This window comes from Enterobacter sp. J49, assembly GCF_002148625.1.
GTDB classification, from domain to species: domain Bacteria; phylum Pseudomonadota; class Gammaproteobacteria; order Enterobacterales; family Enterobacteriaceae; genus Enterobacter; species Enterobacter ludwigii.
On record NZ_MWPY01000037.1, the window covers coordinates 1,048,925 to 1,066,881 of the forward strand.

Below are 17,957 nucleotides of genomic sequence, written 5' to 3' on the forward strand. Positions count from 1 at the left end.
CATGACGTACGCAGTAGAGTTTAATGACGTTTCCCGTCTGTACGGTGACGTGCGGGCGGTGGATGGGGTCACCATTGCTATTCATGACGGAGAGTTTTTCTCCATGCTGGGGCCTTCGGGCTCCGGCAAAACTACCTGCCTGCGTCTGATAGCCGGTTTTGAGCAACTGTCAGGCGGCGCAATCAAAATCTTCGGTAAAGAGGCGAGCGCACTTCCCCCATGGGAACGCGATGTGAATACCGTGTTCCAGGATTATGCGTTGTTCCCGCATATGTCGATCCTCGATAACGTCGCGTACGGACTCATGGTCAAAGGTATCGACAAGAAAACGCGGCATGCGCAGGCGCGTCAAGCGCTGGAAAAAGTGGGGCTAAGCTTTGCTGTCACGCGTAAGCCTTCGCAGCTTTCCGGCGGGCAACGTCAGCGTGTCGCCATCGCGCGGGCGCTGGTCAATGCACCCCGGGTATTGCTGCTGGATGAACCGCTCGGCGCGCTCGATCTTAAACTGCGTGAGCAGATGCAGTTCGAGCTGAAAAAGCTGCAGCAGGAGCTCGGCATCACCTTTATTTTCGTCACTCACGATCAGGGGGAAGCCCTGTCGATGTCTGACCGGGTCGCGGTTTTCAATAATGGCCGCATTGAGCAAGTCGACACCCCGCGCGATCTCTATATGCGTCCAGGAACGCCATTCGTGGCGAGCTTTGTCGGGACCTCAAACGTGTTTGACGCCGGTATGGCACACAACGTGTGCGGGATGGAAGGCATCTATTCTTTACGGCCGGAACATATTCGCCTCAATGAGAGCGGTGAGGTTCAGGTTGAGGGCGTGGTGCAGGCAGTACAGTATCAGGGGGCGGCAACGCGTCTTGAGCTAAAACTCGCTGACGGTGCAAAACTGCTGGTCAGCCAGGCCAATTTTAGCGATGCCGCAACGCTGAGCGGCGTGACGCCGGGACAGGCGGTGATGGCGTCGTGGTCACGTGATGCCATGGTTCGCCTGCAAGAGGAGAGGTGACATGAACACGCATGTCGCGCCGCCTCCCGCCCACCGTAGCCGCATGAGCCGCCTTACCGCACTGTTCTGGCGTAAGCCATCGCTTGGGCTGTTCCTGCTGCTGCTCGCGCCGCTAATGTGGTTTGGCATCGTTTATCTGGGATCGCTTCTCACGCTTTTATGGCAAGGGTTTTATACCTTTGACGATTTCACCATGGCGGTCACGCCGGACCTGACGTTTGCCAATATCCTGGCGCTTTTTAATCCGGCAAACTATGACATCATTCTGCGTACGCTGGTGATGGCCATTGCGGTGACCATCGCCAGCGCTATCCTCGCGTTTCCGATGGCCTGGTACATGGCACGTTACACCCGCGGCAAGTGGAAGGCGTTCTTCTATATCGCCGTGATGCTGCCAATGTGGGCCAGCTATATTGTTAAAGCCTATGCCTGGACGCTGCTGCTGGCGAAAGACGGGGTAGCGCAGTGGTTTCTGAGCCACCTGGGGCTGGAGCCGATCCTGACCGCAATCCTTACGCTACCGGCCATTGGCGGAAACACGCTTTCCACCTCCGGGCTGGGGCGTTTTCTGGTGTTCGTCTATATCTGGCTGCCGTTTATGATCCTGCCGGTACAGGCGGCGCTGGAGCGGCTGCCCGCGTCGTTACTGCAGGCTTCAGCCGATCTCGGCGCGCGCCCACGCCAGACTTTTCGTTACGTCGTTTTGCCGCTGGCAATCCCTGGCATTGCCGCAGGGTCAATCTTCACTTTTTCCCTGACGCTGGGCGATTTCATTGTTCCACAGCTGGTGGGGCCGCCGGGGTACTTTATTGGCAATATGGTCTATTCCCAGCAGGGCGCTATCGGCAATATACCCATGGCCGCGGCCTTCACCCTGGTGCCAATTGTCCTCATCTCACTTTATCTGGCGTTCGTGAAACGTCTGGGAGCATTCGATGCACTCTGAACGCGCACCGTTGTTCCTGAAAGTGGCAGCCTGGGGAGGCGTTATCTTCCTTCATTTCCCGCTGCTGATTATTGCGACCTACGCCTTTAACACCGAAGACGCCGCGTTCAGTTTTCCGCCGCAGGGGTTGACCTTGAAGTGGTTCACCGTGGCAGCGGGGCGTGGCGACATCATTGAATCAGTGACGTTGTCACTTCAAATCGCTGCGCTGTCGACGGCTATCGCGCTTGTGCTTGGCACGCTTGCTGCAGCAGCGCTGTGGCGAAGCGCGTTTTTTGGCAAAAATGCGATCGCGCTGTTGCTGCTGTTGCCGATTGCGTTACCGGGGATTATCACCGGTCTGGCGCTGTTGACGGCATTTAAAACCATTGACCTTGAGCCGGGTTTTTTCACCATCGTGGTCGGTCACGCCACGTTCTGCGTGGTGGTGGTGTTTAACAACGTGATTGCCCGTTTCAGACGCACCTCCTGGAGTCTGGTCGAGGCGTCAATGGATTTGGGGGCCGACGGCTGGCAAACCTTCCGTTACGTGGTCCTGCCGAATCTCGGTTCGGCGTTGCTGGCCGGGGGGATGCTGGCGTTTGCACTCTCGTTTGACGAAATCATCGTCACAACATTTACCGCGGGACACGAGCGCACGTTACCGCTGTGGTTGCTTAATCAGCTCGGGCGTCCGCGCGACGTGCCGGTCACCAACGTCGTTGCACTGCTGGTGATGCTGGTCACAACCCTACCCATTCTGGGAGCCTGGTGGCTAACCCGCGACGGCGAAAACAGTGCCGGAAGCGGGAAATAACATTGATTTCAACAGGACAATGCTATGCAAACACAACTGCTGATAAATGGTGAACTGGTCGCCGGGGACGGGGAAAAACAGCCGGTCTATAACCCTGCCACCGGAGAGGTACTTCTGGAGATTGCTGAAGCGTCAGCAGCGCAGGTCGACGCGGCGGTCCAGGCCGCCGATCGCGCATTCATTGAATGGGGACAAACCACGCCTAAAACGCGTGCCGAGTGTCTGCTGAAGCTGGCTGACGTGATTGAAGCCCACGGCGAAGAATTTGCCCGTCTCGAATCGCTCAATTGCGGTAAGCCGCTGCACTGTGCGTTGGGAGATGAAATTCCGGCTGTGGTCGACGTTTTCCGCTTCTTTGCCGGCGCCGCCCGCTGCCTGAACGGGCTGGCCGCCGGCGAATATCTTGACGGTCACACATCGATGATACGCCGCGATCCGGTGGGCGTGGTCGCCTCCATTGCGCCATGGAACTATCCGCTGATGATGGCGGCATGGAAGCTGGCACCCGCGCTGGCCGCGGGTAACTGTGTGGTGATCAAACCTTCGGAGATTACCCCACTGACGGCCCTCAAGCTGGCGGAACTGGCGAAAGACATCTTCCCGGCAGGCGTTCTGAACGTTCTGTTTGGCCGCGGAAAAACGGTCGGCGATCCGCTGACCGGCCACGAAAAGGTGCGTATGGTGTCGCTCACCGGTTCTATTGCCACCGGCGAACATATTATTGGACATACGGCGTCCTCGATTAAACGCACCCATATGGAGCTGGGCGGCAAAGCCCCGGTTATCGTTTTCGACGACGCCGATCTTGATGCGGTTGTTGAAGGGGTACGTACTTTCGGTTTCTACAATGCCGGGCAGGATTGTACGGCAGCCTGCCGTATTTATGCGCAGAAAGCCGTTTATGCCGCGCTGGTGGAAAAACTGGGTGCCGCGGTGGCGAGCCTGAAAATGGGTGCGCCGGAGGAGGAAACCACCGAGCTGGGTCCGCTCAGTTCCGAAGCCCATCTTTCACGCGTCTGTAAGGCGGTTGATGAGGCTAAAGCCCTGAGCCATATTCGCGTGGTGACCGGCGGCAGCAAAAAAGAGGGGGCAGGCTACTATTTCCAGCCAACCCTTCTGGCAGGGGCAAAACAGGACGATGCTATCGTTCAGCGTGAAGTGTTTGGCCCGGTTGTAAGTGTCACCGAGTTTGATGACGAAGCGCAGGTGCTGGCATGGGCGAACGATTCGCAGTACGGCCTGGCATCATCGGTCTGGACCCGCGATGTAGGGCGTGCCCACCGGATGAGCGCGCGTCTGCAGTACGGCTGCACCTGGGTTAATACCCATTTTATGCTGGTGAGCGAAATGCCGCACGGCGGGATGAAGTTATCCGGCTACGGCAAAGATATGTCGGTGTACGGCCTTGAAGATTATACCGTTGTTCGCCACGTGATGATAAAGCTCTAAGCCCCCATGCCCGGTCGCATTCAGCGCCGGGCATTCTCTGCCTGCAGTACATATCCCATATTATTCAGATGGTTATTCTGTAACGAAAAAACTTGATCTGTATCAACATATGACGCATATTGCGTGCGGTTATTTTTTCGGCTCTGGTAAACAGAATGACGTTGTATCAAAAGATGTTGGTTTTTTACGCAATCATGGCTTCTGTCTGTGCATTAATTACCTGGTTCCTCTCTAAAGACCGCAAACGTATCCGACTGCTCAGTGCTTTTCTGGTGGGGTCAACCTGGCCAATGAGCTTTCCCGTTGCGCTGTTGATCTCGCTTTTCTGAAGCACGCTTCCCGTTTTAAAAGATGAACATAGCATTCCAGATACGAAGACTGTATAAATACACAGTGAATCGTTAAAGGAGTGCTTATGAACAGTTTTTACTCGCAGCAGGCCGGCTGCGTTGTGCGCTGGCACGATCTTCCCGGCTCTGGCGATCCTGTGGTATTTATTCACGGGTTAGGCTGCGCCTCTTCTTATGAATATCCTCGTATCGTTTCTGACGCCCGGTTTGGTGCGCGCAGAGCCATTCTTATCGATCTCCCCGGCAGCGGTTACAGCGACAAACCCGTGCAGTATCGTTATCGCACCAGCGAGCAGGCGCGAGTGGTGGCTGAACTGTTGGACCATCTCAAACTCGATAGTTTCTGGCTATATGGTCATAGTATGGGTGGCAGCATTGCTATCGAGGCAGCAGGACTGATGGCGCCACGCGTAAAAGGGTTGATGGTGTCGGAACCCAATTTTCACGCCGGGGGTGGCATGTTCAGCCGCTCTATTGCTGCACAGACGGAACAACAGTTCCTGGAGCAGGGGTATGATGCGCTGCTCAGTGCAGAAACCTCACCCTGGGCGGGCAGTCTGCAAAGCAATGCGCCGTATGCCGTGTGGCGTGGCGCGTCCAGCCTGGTGGAAGGGGTAGAGCCGGAATGGGAGGTTCAGTTTTTGTCTCTGCGCTGTCCGGTGACGTTGATTTTCGGCGAGTGGTCTCTACCTGATGATGATGTGGACTCTCTGCAAAAGCGGGGCGTTGAGGTGAAAATCATCCCAGCGGCCGGACACTCCATGTCATGGGAAAATCCGTCGGCACTGGCGCAGACGTTAGCAGAGTGTATGACCACGACCTGAAAGGATAGCCCGCATCTCTGCGGGCCAGGAGCGCTAACGTAACAGGGCTTGTAAGGCCTGGCGTGCGGCAGGCTGTACATCGTGCGGGTGGTGGAAATCGATGTTCTCTATTGCCCGGCTATAGAGGGCGACCAGCCAGTCATAGACATACACCGTTGCCGCATGTACGGGTTGTTCTCCCAGACGCGTCAGGCGCGGCGCTGTACTGTTGACCACCGGCGTGACAAAGATTGCCTGGCCTTTACAGATGCGGCTCGCCGGGCGTGCCTCTGCGGGTGTCCGATCGTAGCCCAGCCAGCCAATGAAGTTGCCCATCACGGCATGCAGTTGAGCAGCGCTGCTCTTGTCGGTTTCAACGATGTTCTGCAACTGCTGTGGCAGGTTCAGTCGGTAGCTGGCCACCACCAGAACGTCGGCAATTTGCTGCAAAACAGCGGGTTCCAGCCCAAGGCGCGCGGCAGTGGCATCGTTGCGGCTCCACTGGCGCAGATGGTTTACCCAGACTTTATGTGCCAGGCGAGCTTTGTCTTTGGTCTGGAATGGACTGGCGTTCTCCTGGGCATGCTCGGCAAACAGGTCAATGGTATCCGTAAACAGTCCGTTCACCTGCTCCTCGCGGGGCTGCTGAACGGCCAGCAGGGTTTCAAAGGCTTTAAGCGGCGGCAGAAGACCTTCAAGCAGTTCACCGTGGCGGGCGGCGGAGCTTTGCAGAACGCGCACCATGTTTTCGGCCTGAGTTCGTCTGGCGCCGGGTTCCTCAACCAGCGGTGCCAGATACCCCTTCATCAGGGCCGAGAGTTCCTGGCGCAGCATTGCTTTCAGCGTGCTAAGACGCTTCTGCCGCTGAGCGGGTAACGTGGCCTGAGACAACCACTCGATCACGCGCTGCATGCTGTGGCTGTCCAGCGCCTGCAGTGTCCCCCAGCGCACACCCGGTTTGCCCAACAGGTGCTGGACCGTTTCATCAAGGTTCTGACGGGTGGTAAAACGTGCGTCGTGAGGCGTAATCGCCCACACCAGCCCCGGCAGGGCGGATTCTTCAACGGGCTGGGTCTCTTTGACCCAGTTCATCAGCACCCGGGCTTTTTTAGCCGTTTGCTCGTGCTGGGCTGTCGCATTGCAGATAACAAGCACGTCCGGCTGCAGCTGCTGGCGATAATGCTCCAGCAACCACTGGCATTTAGCCTGATTCAGTGCATCGGCGCTGTTATCTGAAAAGACCGGAATATCAATAATATCGACATTATCCAGGGCGCTGCTTTCGACCGGCAAGACCAGCTCACGCGTCAGGAAGGCGAGCGTATCGACAGGGATACTGATGGCGTTAAGCATCTCGCCGTTGTTCAGCGGATGAAGCAGCGTCTCCTGGGCCTCCGGAAGGGTAAATGTGCCGTGAGTCAGGAACCCTTCGCCCGGCAGCCCGAAGTTATCGACCAGCAGGCTGAGCGGGGCGGCGAGTGCTCCGGCATGGCTGGTCTGATGCAGGACATGAGCGAGCTTTAACCACTGCTGGGTCAACTCCTGTTGCTCACCCCACAGCAGCGACCAGACGCTGGCTCGCGTGCTGAGATCGAGCGAAGGGACCAGCTGTGCAAACTGATGCCACAGGGCATCATCAATTTGCTGTTTCGCGGCAGGTACTGAGCTTTGCCAGAAGCGGGCGATGGCACCCACGTCCTGAGCCGTAATACCAGGAACGCCCTGCGGCTGGCGCAGGCCACGCCACTTCTCCAGGCGCGTCTCAATGACCGCTTTATCCACGGCGCGGATGTCCGGCTGCAGCGTGGTGCGGGCGATAAACAGCTGAACCAGCTCTGCCTCTGTCACCAGGCTCAGGCGCAGCGGGAACGCCTCATCCACCACCTCTGCATTTCCGCGGGTGAACCGCACGGCCATGTTGGTCAGGGCATGTCCCGGATTAATGTGCGAAAAATAGTCAAATGTACGCTGGCCTGGCGTAACGTTCAGGCGGCCATTACCGCTGCCGCACAGCGATAAAAGCAGATGCGCTTTAGCACTCTGAGAATGACCGTAAAGTCCAATACTGCCCGGGCGGGACAGGGCGCCGTCAATGGCCTGCTCCCGTGCCTGCGTCGCGTTGATGCGCGCAAGAAGGGCATCGGCCTCGTTATCCAGCACAGGGGCGTTCAGGCGCGTCTCATTTATCCACCCGATTAAGGCCTGAGTGGTGGTCATCGTCGCAGTCATTTCAGGTATACGCTCCCGCTGTCGATCCAGTAGTGGCTGCCGCTATGACGGCGATCGGCCAGAGTATTCAGTTTGAAGGTTAAAGCATCAGGCGGAACCGGCGTCCCGTCCTGCAACCAGGCATCGCTCAGCGCGAAGGATTCAGGCCCTTCATGCTTATTGCCGCCACAAAGTTTGAGCCGCACGTTCAGCACGCCGTCACCCGCAATCGCTTTGGCCAGTTCGGCCGAGTTGATGCTAAGCGTATAGAGCGGCGTTGCCGGCCAGCGCGCGTTCGCCAGCTGGCGGAAACCGAGCGTCACATTTCCGCGCAGCGGGAAGTGCAGACGAGCGTCGAGTTTCGCACCCGGTTTATCCAGGTCGATATCCTGATACCAGACGTTTTCTTCACGCAGGGTGTTTATGGTGTTATCCAGGACGCCCAGATAGCGAACCGTTGAATATGCACCGATATCCGCGGCTTTAAAGTTAAAGCGCGGCAGTCGCAGGTCAAGCGCCAGGCTGCAAAGCATCGCGCCGACGGCGGCTGTCGATTTTGGATTACCAATGCGTCCTTGCTGGCTGAACGGGTACCATTCATGAACCTGGTATTTATCCAGCCAGACGATGCGATTAACCGGCACCGGCTGCAGGTGGCGAATAAGCGCCTGAACGCCAGGCAGGCAGCCCGGACGCCCCGTGATCAGCAGAATATCGCAGCTGTAGTGTGAAATGGCCTCGCACACCGCATGCAGAGGTGACGCCAGCGTGAATTGGCCTGCCAGCATCGCATCCTGCATTTCACGGAAATTTACGTGCAGCGGAACGGCAAACAGATCGAAGGCTTCTGAACCTGCCGGCAAGGCATGATCGACGGCCTGTTGCAGATAATTCATCACGTTGCGGGTCGGTTTCTGCGACAGCAGATCGCCAAAGGTGGCATGCAAGCCTGCCAGCGGATCGTCGATGTCGCTGGATTCCCACGCGGCAAGGATGGCGTGACCAATCGGCATAAAGAGCTGAAGCGCCGTTTGCTGGCGCAATACCGCCTGGGTATCGATGCGTCCTGAGTCACCAAACAGCGAGGCCATCAGCAGAGAGGCATCGGCGATGCCGGACTTCTGCAGCTGGGTTTGCAGGGCGGGTAACACATAGCGCTGGATGACGTCCAGCAGGGTGTCGTCGCCGGCCACTTTAAACCCTTCGCGGAACAGCAGCTGCGGCGTGATTTTGACGTTGTTACCGGAGCCGTCATCCAGCTGATAATGGGTGATCGCCATGTCGGTTGTGCCACCGCCAATGTCGATAGAGGCGACACGCAGCGAGCGCCCCGGCTGAACGCCCGGTTCAGGTTCACGATCCGGGCGGGCGAGGGAGGCGAAGAACGCTTCCGTCTGACCACCAAAATGTGAGATCGCTTCGTTGTATAGCCACACCAGTTGACCACAGCTGGCCTCGTCCCACTCCATCTGGATTGCAGGTACCGGCACCACGCTTTTTTCCTGGTGCTTACGGGTGGCAAAATCGTCGTCCTGCGGGTGCCAGCCCATCGCTTTCCAGACGATAGCGATCGCCTCGAACATGCGGCGACGGAAGATCTCGCGTTCCTGCTTCGGCATCGCCGAGGGCAGGGTCAGGATCAGCGTACGCAGCTGGCGTGGTGAGGCCGGAAAGCCCAGACGCAGGCGCGTGGCAACGCTGTTGATCTGCCCCAGCGCCTGTGCCAGCAGTTCGCACAGCATATGCGTCATCAGCGTGCTGCGGCTGTACTGCGGAGAGAAGACCGGCAGTCGCTCGTCCTGCGGCAGCGTAAAGAGTGGTTCACCGTCATCGTTCATCAGGTTCATCAGCGGGAAGGCGGTCGCCAGCGGTTCGCGCTGGGTCTTGCTGTTCATCTGGCTAAAGCGCCAGTCCTGGACCACCGGGGTTTCATCCCACAGGTAGCGACGCGGGCTGGAGATACCGCTGTTACCTTCCGTGCCCAGACGGCGCGTAGCCAGTTTGCGGGCTTCATCGCCCACGCGGACAATAGACGGCCAGACAAAGGCATCTTCACGCCCACTTTCCACCGAGAAGTGCTGCTTGCCAAAACGCGCTTCTGAAAACTCCAGACGACTGGTAAACAACGGCTCATTGAGGAACTGTGGCTCGCTTAACGAGCGCACCTGCAGTTCAGCCGTCTGGCGCAGACCGTCGTTCGCATCACCGTGATCTTCAATAATAACGCCGCAGGTATGGGTATTCCCGACGTCGAGGATCAGGTCGACCGGAATAGCCGGCGTACTGAGGGTATGGGTGACAAATTTCACTTCCGGCACGGTAAGCTGTTCACCGAGCATGGACAGCAGGTTGAGCCAGTGTGCCTGGTACTCAAAGCTGCGCATTGCCTGCTGCAGGTCGCGTTCCGCGCGGTTTTCAACGTCGGTCGCATAGTGGGTAAACGCCTCGCGCAGCCAGCCGTCAATCCAGGTCTGGTCGAGGAAGCTTTCCACCTCATCATCTCGCCACGCCAGTCCGAAACGGGTGCCGTTGAGAATGTCATTTTCAACCGGGGACAGCGCGGCAGTAGCATGCTCTGCAATCTGGCTGTCGAGAGCGAGCGTGACGCGGTGCGTATTGCCTGCCGCATCAGGCGTTTCAAGTTTACGCACCTGGACGCGCGCCCAGTTATCCGGCCCGTCAACAAAGGTACGTGGCGGATTGAAGCGCAGGAAGGGAATGGGGAGCCAGACGCCATCCAGCACCGTCAGGGACTGATGCAGTGGGATCGTGGTTTCCGGTTTCACCACTTCAGGCTGTCCGCCGTTCAATCCCGGCAGCGTGTAACGCCCGTTGACGAGATCGAAATCGAGACGCAGAAGCGGACCGTTGGCGGTTTTACGTACGAAGCGCCCGTTGCTGGCGGTGTCCTGCGGAGTCAGGCCAAAATCGAGGAATTGCACGCCGCTGTTGGCAATAAGCGTGACGCTCTGTTTATAGTCGCAAAGATTTACCAGCATAGGGTCAGGCACCTGCTTTCTTGAACGTCAGTGGAACGACGGTTTTGGCATCATAACGGGCATTACATTCAGCGACATCGCTGGTACCTGCTTTGCAGGCAACTTCCGGCATCGGGTAGCGTGAACCGTCTGTGCAGCGGGCATTACCGCGACTCTTGATCATCAGTTCGCCATTGCTGTGCAGCCCGGAGAAAACCTCCACGCGGCAGACAACATTGTCACCGTGAACAACACGAGCGAAGCCTTTATTGTTCTGGATCTGATAGCGCAGCGACGGTGGTTTTCCGGTAATCGGATCTTTCACGTCGAGGATCGCACGCCATGTTCCGTTCAGAAAACGCGTCGACCCCGCTTTCACCTGGTTTGCTTCCATGACCATGGCGTCTTTCGGGATCGCCGCAATCACAACCGGCGCAGGCGCTGGGGCGGCAACGGGTGCCGGCTCTTTTTCTTTGCTCGCGATCACCTCTGCCTGATGCAGCGGTAATTTCATCGGCAGTGGCTCAACGGCTTTAATCGGCTTTGGCGCAATGGCGACAGGTTCAGGGGCAACGACAGCCACTGGCTCGGCAGAAGGGGCCTGTTTTGGCCACAGCAACGGGGTGGCAATCGCGGCAACGATCACGGCGGCAACCGGAAGCGTCCACAGGGGAACGCGGCGTTTTTTGGCTACGATCGCAGGCTCTGGCTCGGGTTCTTCCACAGGCGGCACAATGACCGGCGCAGGTTCAGGCGTATACAGTTCGTCCGGCGTGATGCGCACCACCGTGGCCGGGGCGATCAGCGGCTCATCGGCCTGTTCAAAGGTCAGGACTGGGGTCGGTTCCGGCTCGGGTTCAGGGTCTTCAATGACAATCGGGGCTGGCTCAGGGATCAGCGATTCACGTAAACAGTCGAGTACGTCGTCACGCGCATTCTCATTGAGGTTTACAAACCCCCAGAAGCTTATGACCGGCTTTCCATCAACCAGGAAAAGGAAATTTTCGCCGGGAAACTGAAATGCTTTCGACAGCAGGGAGCCGAAAAGCTGTTGCGCTGTTTTTGGCGACTGCAGGCACTTCTTACTCAGCGATTCAACGCTGGCCAGCGTATTTTCCAGATAGCGCAGGGCGCGATAACGATCGTCTTCGTTCGCCGCTTTCCAGCTGGTTACACAACCGTCGACCGGCGAATACCAGTCGACACGGTCGCCACCATCATTGACCTGCGGAATAGCCAGACAGTCGACAATCGCCTGTTGTTTGCGTAACCGGAGCGCTTCCCGGATTTGTAACGCTGATTCAAAAACGGCTTGTCCGCCGCCGCCAACGGCCTGAAAGTCATCCAGATTACCGCTGCGTAAAAGAGTTTTTGCCACGATTTGATCCCATATACTTCTTCACACCGTTACTTTAACGAAATCGGGAAGCAACCAAACGGAGGAAGAGACGCCAAAAGGGACGATTTCTTGTGGCATAGAAAGGTGCGGTTGTGCTTGACGAATAATGGCACTTAAGGCAAATCAACCTCTGGCGCACTGGCTGTAAAACCAGCGGAAAACGTTGCTTTAGAATAACCTGATAGTGATTCGTTATTTGCCAGGTTATAGCGGCTGTGCTGTTATTACAGTCCAATATAATAAAACTGCCAGGGTTATAACCATGTCTACAGGGAAAACGCTGCTCGCCCTCGCGCTGAGCACTCTCTTACCAGCAGGTGCCGCATGGGCGGCGAATAATGACACCATCATTTATTGCTCTGAAGCATCACCGGAGTCTTTCAACCCGCAGATCGCCAGCTCAGGCCCGTCATTCGTGGCCAGCTCTCAGGTCCTGTATAACCGCCTGATCAATTTCGACCCGGTGAAAAACACCCCGGTACCGTCGCTGGCAGAGTCCTGGACAATTTCCCCGGACGGTAAGACTTATACCTTTACGCTGCGTAAAGGGGTCAAGTTCAACAGCAATAAATACTTCAAGCCGACCCGTGATTTTAATGCGGATGACGTTATTTTTTCCGTCATGCGTCAGAAAGACCCTAAGCATCCTTATCACAATGTCTCGCAGGGTAATTACGAATACTTTAATGATGTAGGCCTGGACAAGCTGATTCAGGACGTCAAAAAGGTTGATGATTATCACGTGCAGTTTACGCTGAGCGAACCAAACGCCGCATTCCTTGCTGACTGGGGGATGGATTTCGCCTCTATTCTTTCCGCTGAATACGCTGACGCGATGCTGAAAAAAGGGACGCCTGAGAATGTCGATACCTGGCCGATTGGTACCGGGCCGTACGTTCTGCAACAGTACAAAGTGGATTCGCTGATCCGCTACGTCGCTAACCCGAACTACTGGGAAGGTGCGGTTCCGACGAAACACCTTATTTTCTCCATCACGCCAAACGTAGAAACGCGTCTGGCGAAGCTGCAGACCAACGAATGCCAGATCATTCCGGCGCCGTCACCGGTTCAGTTTGATGTTATTAACAAAAATAAAGACCTGAAGCTGCATGCCGTGGAGGCGTTGAACGTGGGGTATCTGGCGTTCAACACCGAGAAAAAACCGTTTGATAACGTGCTGGTGCGTCAGGCCCTGAACTATGCGACGGACAAAAAAGCCATCGTGAATGCGGTCTTTATGGGTTCCGGTACGGTGGCGAAATCACCCATTCCGCCGAATATGCTGGGCTTTAATAACGATCTGAAGGACTACAGCTACGATCCTGAAAAAGCGAAAGCTTTGTTGAAACAGGCCGGTCTGGAGAAGGGCGCGGACGTGACGCTGTGGTCAATGCCTGTGCAGCGTCCGTATAACCCTAACTCGAAGCGTATTGCGGAGATGATCCAGAGCGACTGGGCAAAAGTCGGCGTGAAGGCCAAAATTGTCTCTTACGAGTGGGGCGAGTATCTCTCCGGTATGCGTAAAGGGGAGCATGATTCCGCGCTGTTTGGCTGGATGTCCGATAACGGCGACCCGGATAACTTTGCTGATGTACTGCTGGGATGCGACAGCATCAAAACCGGATCGAACGCCGCGCGCTGGTGCGATAAGGGGTATGATGATCTGGTCAAGAAAGCCAAACTGACCAGCAACCCGGGTGAGCGTGCGAAACTCTACAGCCAGGCGCAGGAGATCTTCTATGCCCAGGCACCGTGGATTGCGCTGGCGAACGGCAAAACGTTCTACGCTACCCGCAGCAACGTAACGGGGTACAGCGTGAGCCTGATGGGCAGCGATTTCTCCAAAGCGAAACTGAACTGACATTTTTCCCGGCAGGCACCGCGCCTGCCGGGCATCTGACAAGGAGTGACAATGTCACATTTAAATGAAGTTATCGCCCGTGTCGATACCGCCATCGAAGCGGGAGTAATTAGCCGAATGAATGAACTGCTGATCGAACTGAGCGACGACGCAGCGTTAAGCCGTGAAGATCGCTACAGTCAGCAGCAGCGTCTGCGTACCGCGATTGCACATCACGGTAAGCAACATAAAGAAGAGATGGACGCCCGTCAGGAATTGCTGACCAAAGGCGGTACGATACTGTAGCGGTGAGCCGGGGGTCAGAACTGGCGTCTCGCGACCAGCCACGCCCCGACCACCAGCATTACGGCACCGCACACCGGGCCAATCAGCGCGCGCAAGGGGATGCCATTGCTTCTGAGTACATCCATCACCAGCCCGCCAATCAACTGGCTTGCCACCAGCACGGCGATGGTTGTCGCTGCGCCAACATTTTGATAGCCGCTGATACTGGCAAAAACAAAAAACGACCCTAACAGCCCCGGGATCAACGTCCACCAGCGGATCGTTGAGGCCAGCTCGCTAAATCCGGCGAAGCCCTGTTTTAGCAGCAGAATGCTGACAAACAGCACAATGCCAACCAGCGAATTCAGCAGCATCGCGATAAGAATGGTCGAGGAGGACTGAGTGATGCGCACCATTAAGGTGTTTTGCACCACCAGGCCAATTCCCGCCGCCACCAGAAAACCCAGCGTCAGAGACTGATTCATGAGATAGCGTCCGGATCGCTGCGCTCATCAAGCTGCAACTGCATAAAGGTCAGATCCAGCCAGCGGCCAAACTTGGTGCCCACCTGCGGCATCTGGCCGGTGGTCACAAAACCGAGCGTTTCATGAAGATGAATAGAGGCCTGGTTTTGCGCCTCAATGCCCGCCACCATGACGTGTTTGCCGAGGGTCCGCGCTTCAATAATCAGCGCGTTCATCAGCGTGCGGCCAATACCTTTCCCCTGATGATCCGGATGAACGTAGACAGAATGCTCTACCGTATGCCGGAAACCGTCAAAGGCGCGCCAGTCGCCAAACGAGGCGTAGCCGGTGATAACGCCATTCTCTTCACTCACCAGCACCGGGTAGCCTGCGAGGGCACGCGCCTCAAACCAGGCAATGCGGTTATCCGTATCGACGGTTTTATCATTCCAGATCGCGGCAGTATGCAGCACCGCGTGGTTGTAAATCTCCCCAATAGCGGCGCAGTCTTCTTTGCAGGCATGACGAACGATCATGTTTGAACCTCTGAGTATGTTGTTCACTATAGTATTACGTTATGAGTACGATATTACACAACTGTACAGACGGATGGCTATGACATAAGCCAGATTTTTTTGTTATCAAAACCGCGTTGAAATGCCGTTCATACACTATAGTATGACGTCATGAATACTATGACAGACACAATGAATCAAAGGATTAGCGCGCGAATTCGCCTTGAACGCGAGTCGCGAGGATGGTCATTAAGCGAGCTTGCTGACCGGGCCGGCGTCTCGCGCGCCATGATCCACAAGATAGAGCGCGGGGACAGCAGCCCGACGGCGACCTTGCTCGCGCGGTTATCCGGCGCGTTTGGCATCAGCATGTCAACGCTGATCGCCAGGGCCGAAATGCAGGAAGGAAAGCTGCTGCGTCTGGAAAACCAGCCCGTCTGGCGTGACCCTCAGACACACTACCTCCGCCGCCACGTTTCACCCCGCACCGATCTGCCCATCGATCTTGTTCAGGTTGAGCTGCCGGCGGGAAGCGATGTCCCTATGCCCGCCTCGTCGTATGCGCTGGCGCGCCAGCTTATCTGGCTGCAGTCTGGCGAACTGGTTTTCCAGGAGGGCGATACCCGTCATGAAATGCACGCCGGTGATTGCCTGGAACTGGGGCCGCCCAACGACTGCCGGTTCATTAATGAGACGAATGAAACCTGTATCTATCTGGTTGTGCGGCTTAACCAGTCTGGCTCGTAAAGTTAAAGCGTTTACGCCGATCATGAGCCAGGCTCTAATGACATTTGTACCAGAAGGAGTTCCTGATGAATCAATCTGTTTCGCAAAATCGCCGCTGGGTTCTGGCTTCTCGTCCGCACGGTGCGCCGGTCGCGGAGAATTTTCGTCTGGAAGAGCAGCCTGTTCCTGAACCTCAGGCAGGACAGCTTTTGCTGCGCACGGTCTGGCTGTCGCTTGATCCTTACATGCGTGGCCGCATGAGTGATGCACCGTCCTATTCACCGCCAGTGGAAATTGGGGCGGTCATGGTGGGGGGAACGGTCAGTCGCGTTGAGCAGTCAAACCATCCGGACTATACGCCGGGTGAGTGGGTGCTGGGCTACAGCGGCTGGCAGGAGTATGAAATTTCAGACGGCAGCGGCCTGGTGAAACTGGGCGATAATATTTCTCACCCCTCGTGGGCGCTGGGCATTCTGGGTATGCCAGGGTTTACCGCCTATATGGGGCTACTGGACATCGGCCAGCCTAAAGCCGGTGAAACGCTGGTGGTTGCGGCGGCGACGGGGCCGGTTGGTGCGACAGTCGGGCAGATCGGTAAAATCAAAGGTTGCCGGGTGATCGGCGTTGCCGGTGGTGCAGAAAAATGCCGCCATGCCGTCGAGGTGCTCGGGTTTGACCAGTGCCTGGATCACCATGCCGATGACTTCGCGGCCCAGCTTGAAAAGGCCTGCCCGAAAGGGATTGATGTCTATTATGAAAACGTCGGCGGGAAAGTTTTTGACGCCGTGTTGCCCTTACTGAACACCTCGGCGCGCGTACCGGTATGTGGTCTGGTGAGCGGTTACAATGCGACGGGTCTGCCGGAAGGGCCGGATCGTTTGCCGTTATTGATGGCGACGATTCTGAAGAAACGGATTCGTATGCAGGGGTTTATCATCGCTCAGGACTACGGCCATCGCATCAAGGAGTTCCAGGATGAGATGGGGCGCTGGGTGCAGGAAGGCAAAATTCACTACCGTGAGCAGGTTACAGACGGCCTGGAGAATGCGCCTGATGCGCTGATTGGCCTTCTTGAAGGAAAAAACTTCGGCAAAGTCGTGATTCGCGTCGCGGGTGACAATAAATAATCTAAAATATGGGGGGTTTTCCCGCCATATTTATTTGTGAAGATACGATATATTGTCTTTAATTAACTGGACATGGCTTTTCGCGCCTTCCGTTCAGATGAGCACGAAAACGAAAAAAAATAAATTTTGCATTTCTTGACATTTTTACAGACTTCCCATCACCAGGCATGACGATACAGGATATATCGGAACAGCGTCGTTTATAAAAAACGGCGTTTAAAAATAGCATTAAGTATTAGCTACAGGAATTGAACATGCTTGATTTGGACCATTTAGAAAAAGCGCAAAGGATCAGTCTTACCATGCAAGTCGAACTCAGTTTGAAAGGCGCGTTAATTACAGGCTCACTGAAACCTGGCGCTCGACTGATTACCAAAGAAATTGCTGATAAATTAGGAACCAGTATTACCCCGGTTCGCGAGGCGCTTTTGCGTCTGGTGTCGTCTGGGGCATTACACGCCACGCCAGCCCAGGCGTTTCTGGTTCCTGAGGTCACGCTTGAGCGTTATAACGAGATTAACGCCATCAGAAAACAGCTTGAGCCTATGGCGGTAGCTGCCGCCTGTCAGCATATGACGGAAAATAAGCTGGAGGTGTTGCGCAAGCTATCAGAGACATTCCATGAAGCCATGCGCAACGGGCACGTTCAGCAGGCGCTGCATGCTAACCGCATCTTTCGGTTTACGCTTTATCAGTACGCGGAAATGCCGACACTCAGCGCCTTAATTGAGCAGCTATGGGTGCGTATTGGACCTTGCATGAACTATCTGCATCAGGAGCTTAACGACATCAAGGTGTCGACTTATCACTACGCCGAGCTCCTGTCCGCGCTTGAGCGAAGAGATGTTGATGGCAGTCAGAAGGCGATAGAGACGTTGATTGACGAAGCGAACACGCTTTTACAGCGACAATATTTTAACTGAGAGATTATTTAGCAGAGCGACTATATCCTGCCGCGAATTATATTCCTGGTTAAATACTCCTGATGGCTTATTGCCATCAGGAGCGTTATTCCATTTATAAAAATAATATTCAGCAAAAAAGAATGCTTTTTGC

General features: G+C 56.0%; 16 protein-coding genes. 11 read left to right on the forward strand and 5 right to left on the reverse strand.

The window, feature by feature from the left end; all coding sequences use genetic code 11:
- The first annotated feature begins 1 nt into the window (after position 1).
- The 6 genes from BJP35_RS23370 to BJP35_RS23395 all read left to right on the forward strand — a co-directional run bounded on the left by BJP35_RS23370 (position 2) and on the right by BJP35_RS23395 (position 5,380).
- Complete coding sequence (locus BJP35_RS23370) at positions 2–1,015, forward strand: ABC transporter ATP-binding protein (RefSeq protein WP_047744720.1); 1,014 nt, start codon at positions 2–4, stop codon at positions 1,013–1,015.
- 43 nt (positions 1,016–1,058) lie between these two features.
- Positions 1,059–1,961 carry an ABC transporter permease gene (locus tag BJP35_RS23375; protein WP_086463599.1) on the forward strand — a complete coding sequence of 301 codons (903 nt, stop codon included), beginning with the start codon at positions 1,059–1,061 and terminating at the stop codon, positions 1,959–1,961.
- Positions 1,951–2,757 (forward strand): ABC transporter permease, encoded by an 807-nt coding sequence (locus BJP35_RS23380; protein ID WP_047744718.1) that lies wholly within the window; start codon positions 1,951–1,953, stop codon positions 2,755–2,757. Before BJP35_RS23375 ends, BJP35_RS23380 begins: the two co-directional genes overlap by 11 nt.
- Before the next feature lie 24 nt (positions 2,758–2,781).
- Positions 2,782–4,206, forward strand: a complete 1,425-nt coding sequence (patD, locus tag BJP35_RS23385) for an aminobutyraldehyde dehydrogenase (protein ID WP_047744717.1) — start codon at positions 2,782–2,784, stop codon at positions 4,204–4,206.
- A 155-nt stretch (positions 4,207–4,361) separates the two neighbouring features.
- Positions 4,362–4,535, forward strand: coding sequence for a GhoT/OrtT family toxin (locus BJP35_RS23390; RefSeq protein WP_032670341.1), 174 nt, complete (start codon positions 4,362–4,364; stop codon positions 4,533–4,535).
- 86 nt (positions 4,536–4,621) lie between these two features.
- A complete protein-coding gene (locus BJP35_RS23395; RefSeq protein WP_047744716.1) occupies positions 4,622–5,380 on the forward strand; it encodes an alpha/beta fold hydrolase in 759 nt (252 codons plus the stop codon).
- Positions 5,381–5,413: 33 nt separating this feature from the next.
- Here BJP35_RS23395 and BJP35_RS23400 read toward each other — a convergent pair whose 3' ends face one another.
- Genes BJP35_RS23400 through BJP35_RS23410 form a run of 3 tightly spaced genes read right to left on the reverse strand, consistent with a single transcriptional unit; the run spans position 5,414 to position 11,923 of the window.
- A complete protein-coding gene (locus BJP35_RS23400; RefSeq protein WP_086463583.1) occupies positions 5,414–7,588 on the reverse strand; it encodes a virulence factor SrfC family protein in 2,175 nt (724 codons plus the stop codon).
- The gene (locus BJP35_RS23405; RefSeq protein ID WP_047744714.1) at positions 7,585–10,566 is read right to left on the reverse strand and encodes a virulence factor SrfB; all 2,982 of its coding nucleotides are present in this window, start codon (positions 10,564–10,566) and stop codon (positions 7,585–7,587) included. The genes BJP35_RS23400 and BJP35_RS23405 overlap by 4 nt, the downstream gene beginning before the upstream one ends.
- 4 nt (positions 10,567–10,570) lie before the next feature.
- Complete coding sequence (locus BJP35_RS23410) at positions 10,571–11,923, reverse strand: SrfA family protein (RefSeq protein WP_047744713.1); 1,353 nt, start codon at positions 11,921–11,923, stop codon at positions 10,571–10,573.
- 283 nt (positions 11,924–12,206) lie between these two features.
- Between BJP35_RS23410 and BJP35_RS23415 the strand changes: the two genes are divergently transcribed.
- Together BJP35_RS23415 and BJP35_RS23420 are read left to right on the forward strand one after the other, a co-directional pair.
- Positions 12,207–13,805, forward strand: a complete 1,599-nt coding sequence (locus tag BJP35_RS23415; protein WP_025204114.1) for an ABC transporter substrate-binding protein — start codon at positions 12,207–12,209, stop codon at positions 13,803–13,805.
- 51 nt (positions 13,806–13,856) lie between these two features.
- Positions 13,857–14,090, forward strand: a complete 234-nt coding sequence (locus BJP35_RS23420) for a YdcY family protein (RefSeq protein WP_032680936.1) — start codon at positions 13,857–13,859, stop codon at positions 14,088–14,090.
- A 14-nt stretch (positions 14,091–14,104) separates the two neighbouring features.
- On the opposite strand, the gene BJP35_RS23425 is transcribed toward BJP35_RS23420, so the two are convergent.
- Together BJP35_RS23425 and BJP35_RS23430 are read right to left on the reverse strand one after the other, a co-directional pair.
- Positions 14,105–14,554, reverse strand: coding sequence for a DMT family transporter (locus tag BJP35_RS23425; RefSeq protein WP_047744712.1), 450 nt, complete (start codon positions 14,552–14,554; stop codon positions 14,105–14,107).
- Positions 14,551–15,069 (reverse strand): GNAT family N-acetyltransferase, encoded by a 519-nt coding sequence (locus BJP35_RS23430; RefSeq protein WP_020884028.1) that lies wholly within the window; start codon positions 15,067–15,069, stop codon positions 14,551–14,553. The genes BJP35_RS23425 and BJP35_RS23430 overlap by 4 nt, the downstream gene beginning before the upstream one ends.
- Positions 15,070–15,219: 150 nt before the next feature.
- Here BJP35_RS23430 and BJP35_RS23435 point away from each other — a divergent pair, with 150 nt between their 5' ends.
- The 3 genes from BJP35_RS23435 to BJP35_RS23445 all read left to right on the forward strand — a co-directional run bounded on the left by BJP35_RS23435 (position 15,220) and on the right by BJP35_RS23445 (position 17,824).
- Entirely contained in the window at positions 15,220–15,795 is a 576-nt protein-coding gene (locus BJP35_RS23435) for a helix-turn-helix domain-containing protein (RefSeq protein ID WP_032670344.1), read from the forward strand.
- A gap of 65 nt (positions 15,796–15,860) precedes the next feature.
- Complete coding sequence (locus BJP35_RS23440; RefSeq protein ID WP_025204117.1) at positions 15,861–16,901, forward strand: NADP-dependent oxidoreductase; 1,041 nt, start codon at positions 15,861–15,863, stop codon at positions 16,899–16,901.
- A gap of 254 nt (positions 16,902–17,155) precedes the next feature.
- On the forward strand, positions 17,156–17,824 hold the full coding sequence (locus tag BJP35_RS23445; RefSeq protein WP_020884031.1) for a GntR family transcriptional regulator: 669 nt from the start codon (positions 17,156–17,158) through the stop codon (positions 17,822–17,824).
- The last annotated feature ends 133 nt before the right edge of the window (positions 17,825–17,957 follow it).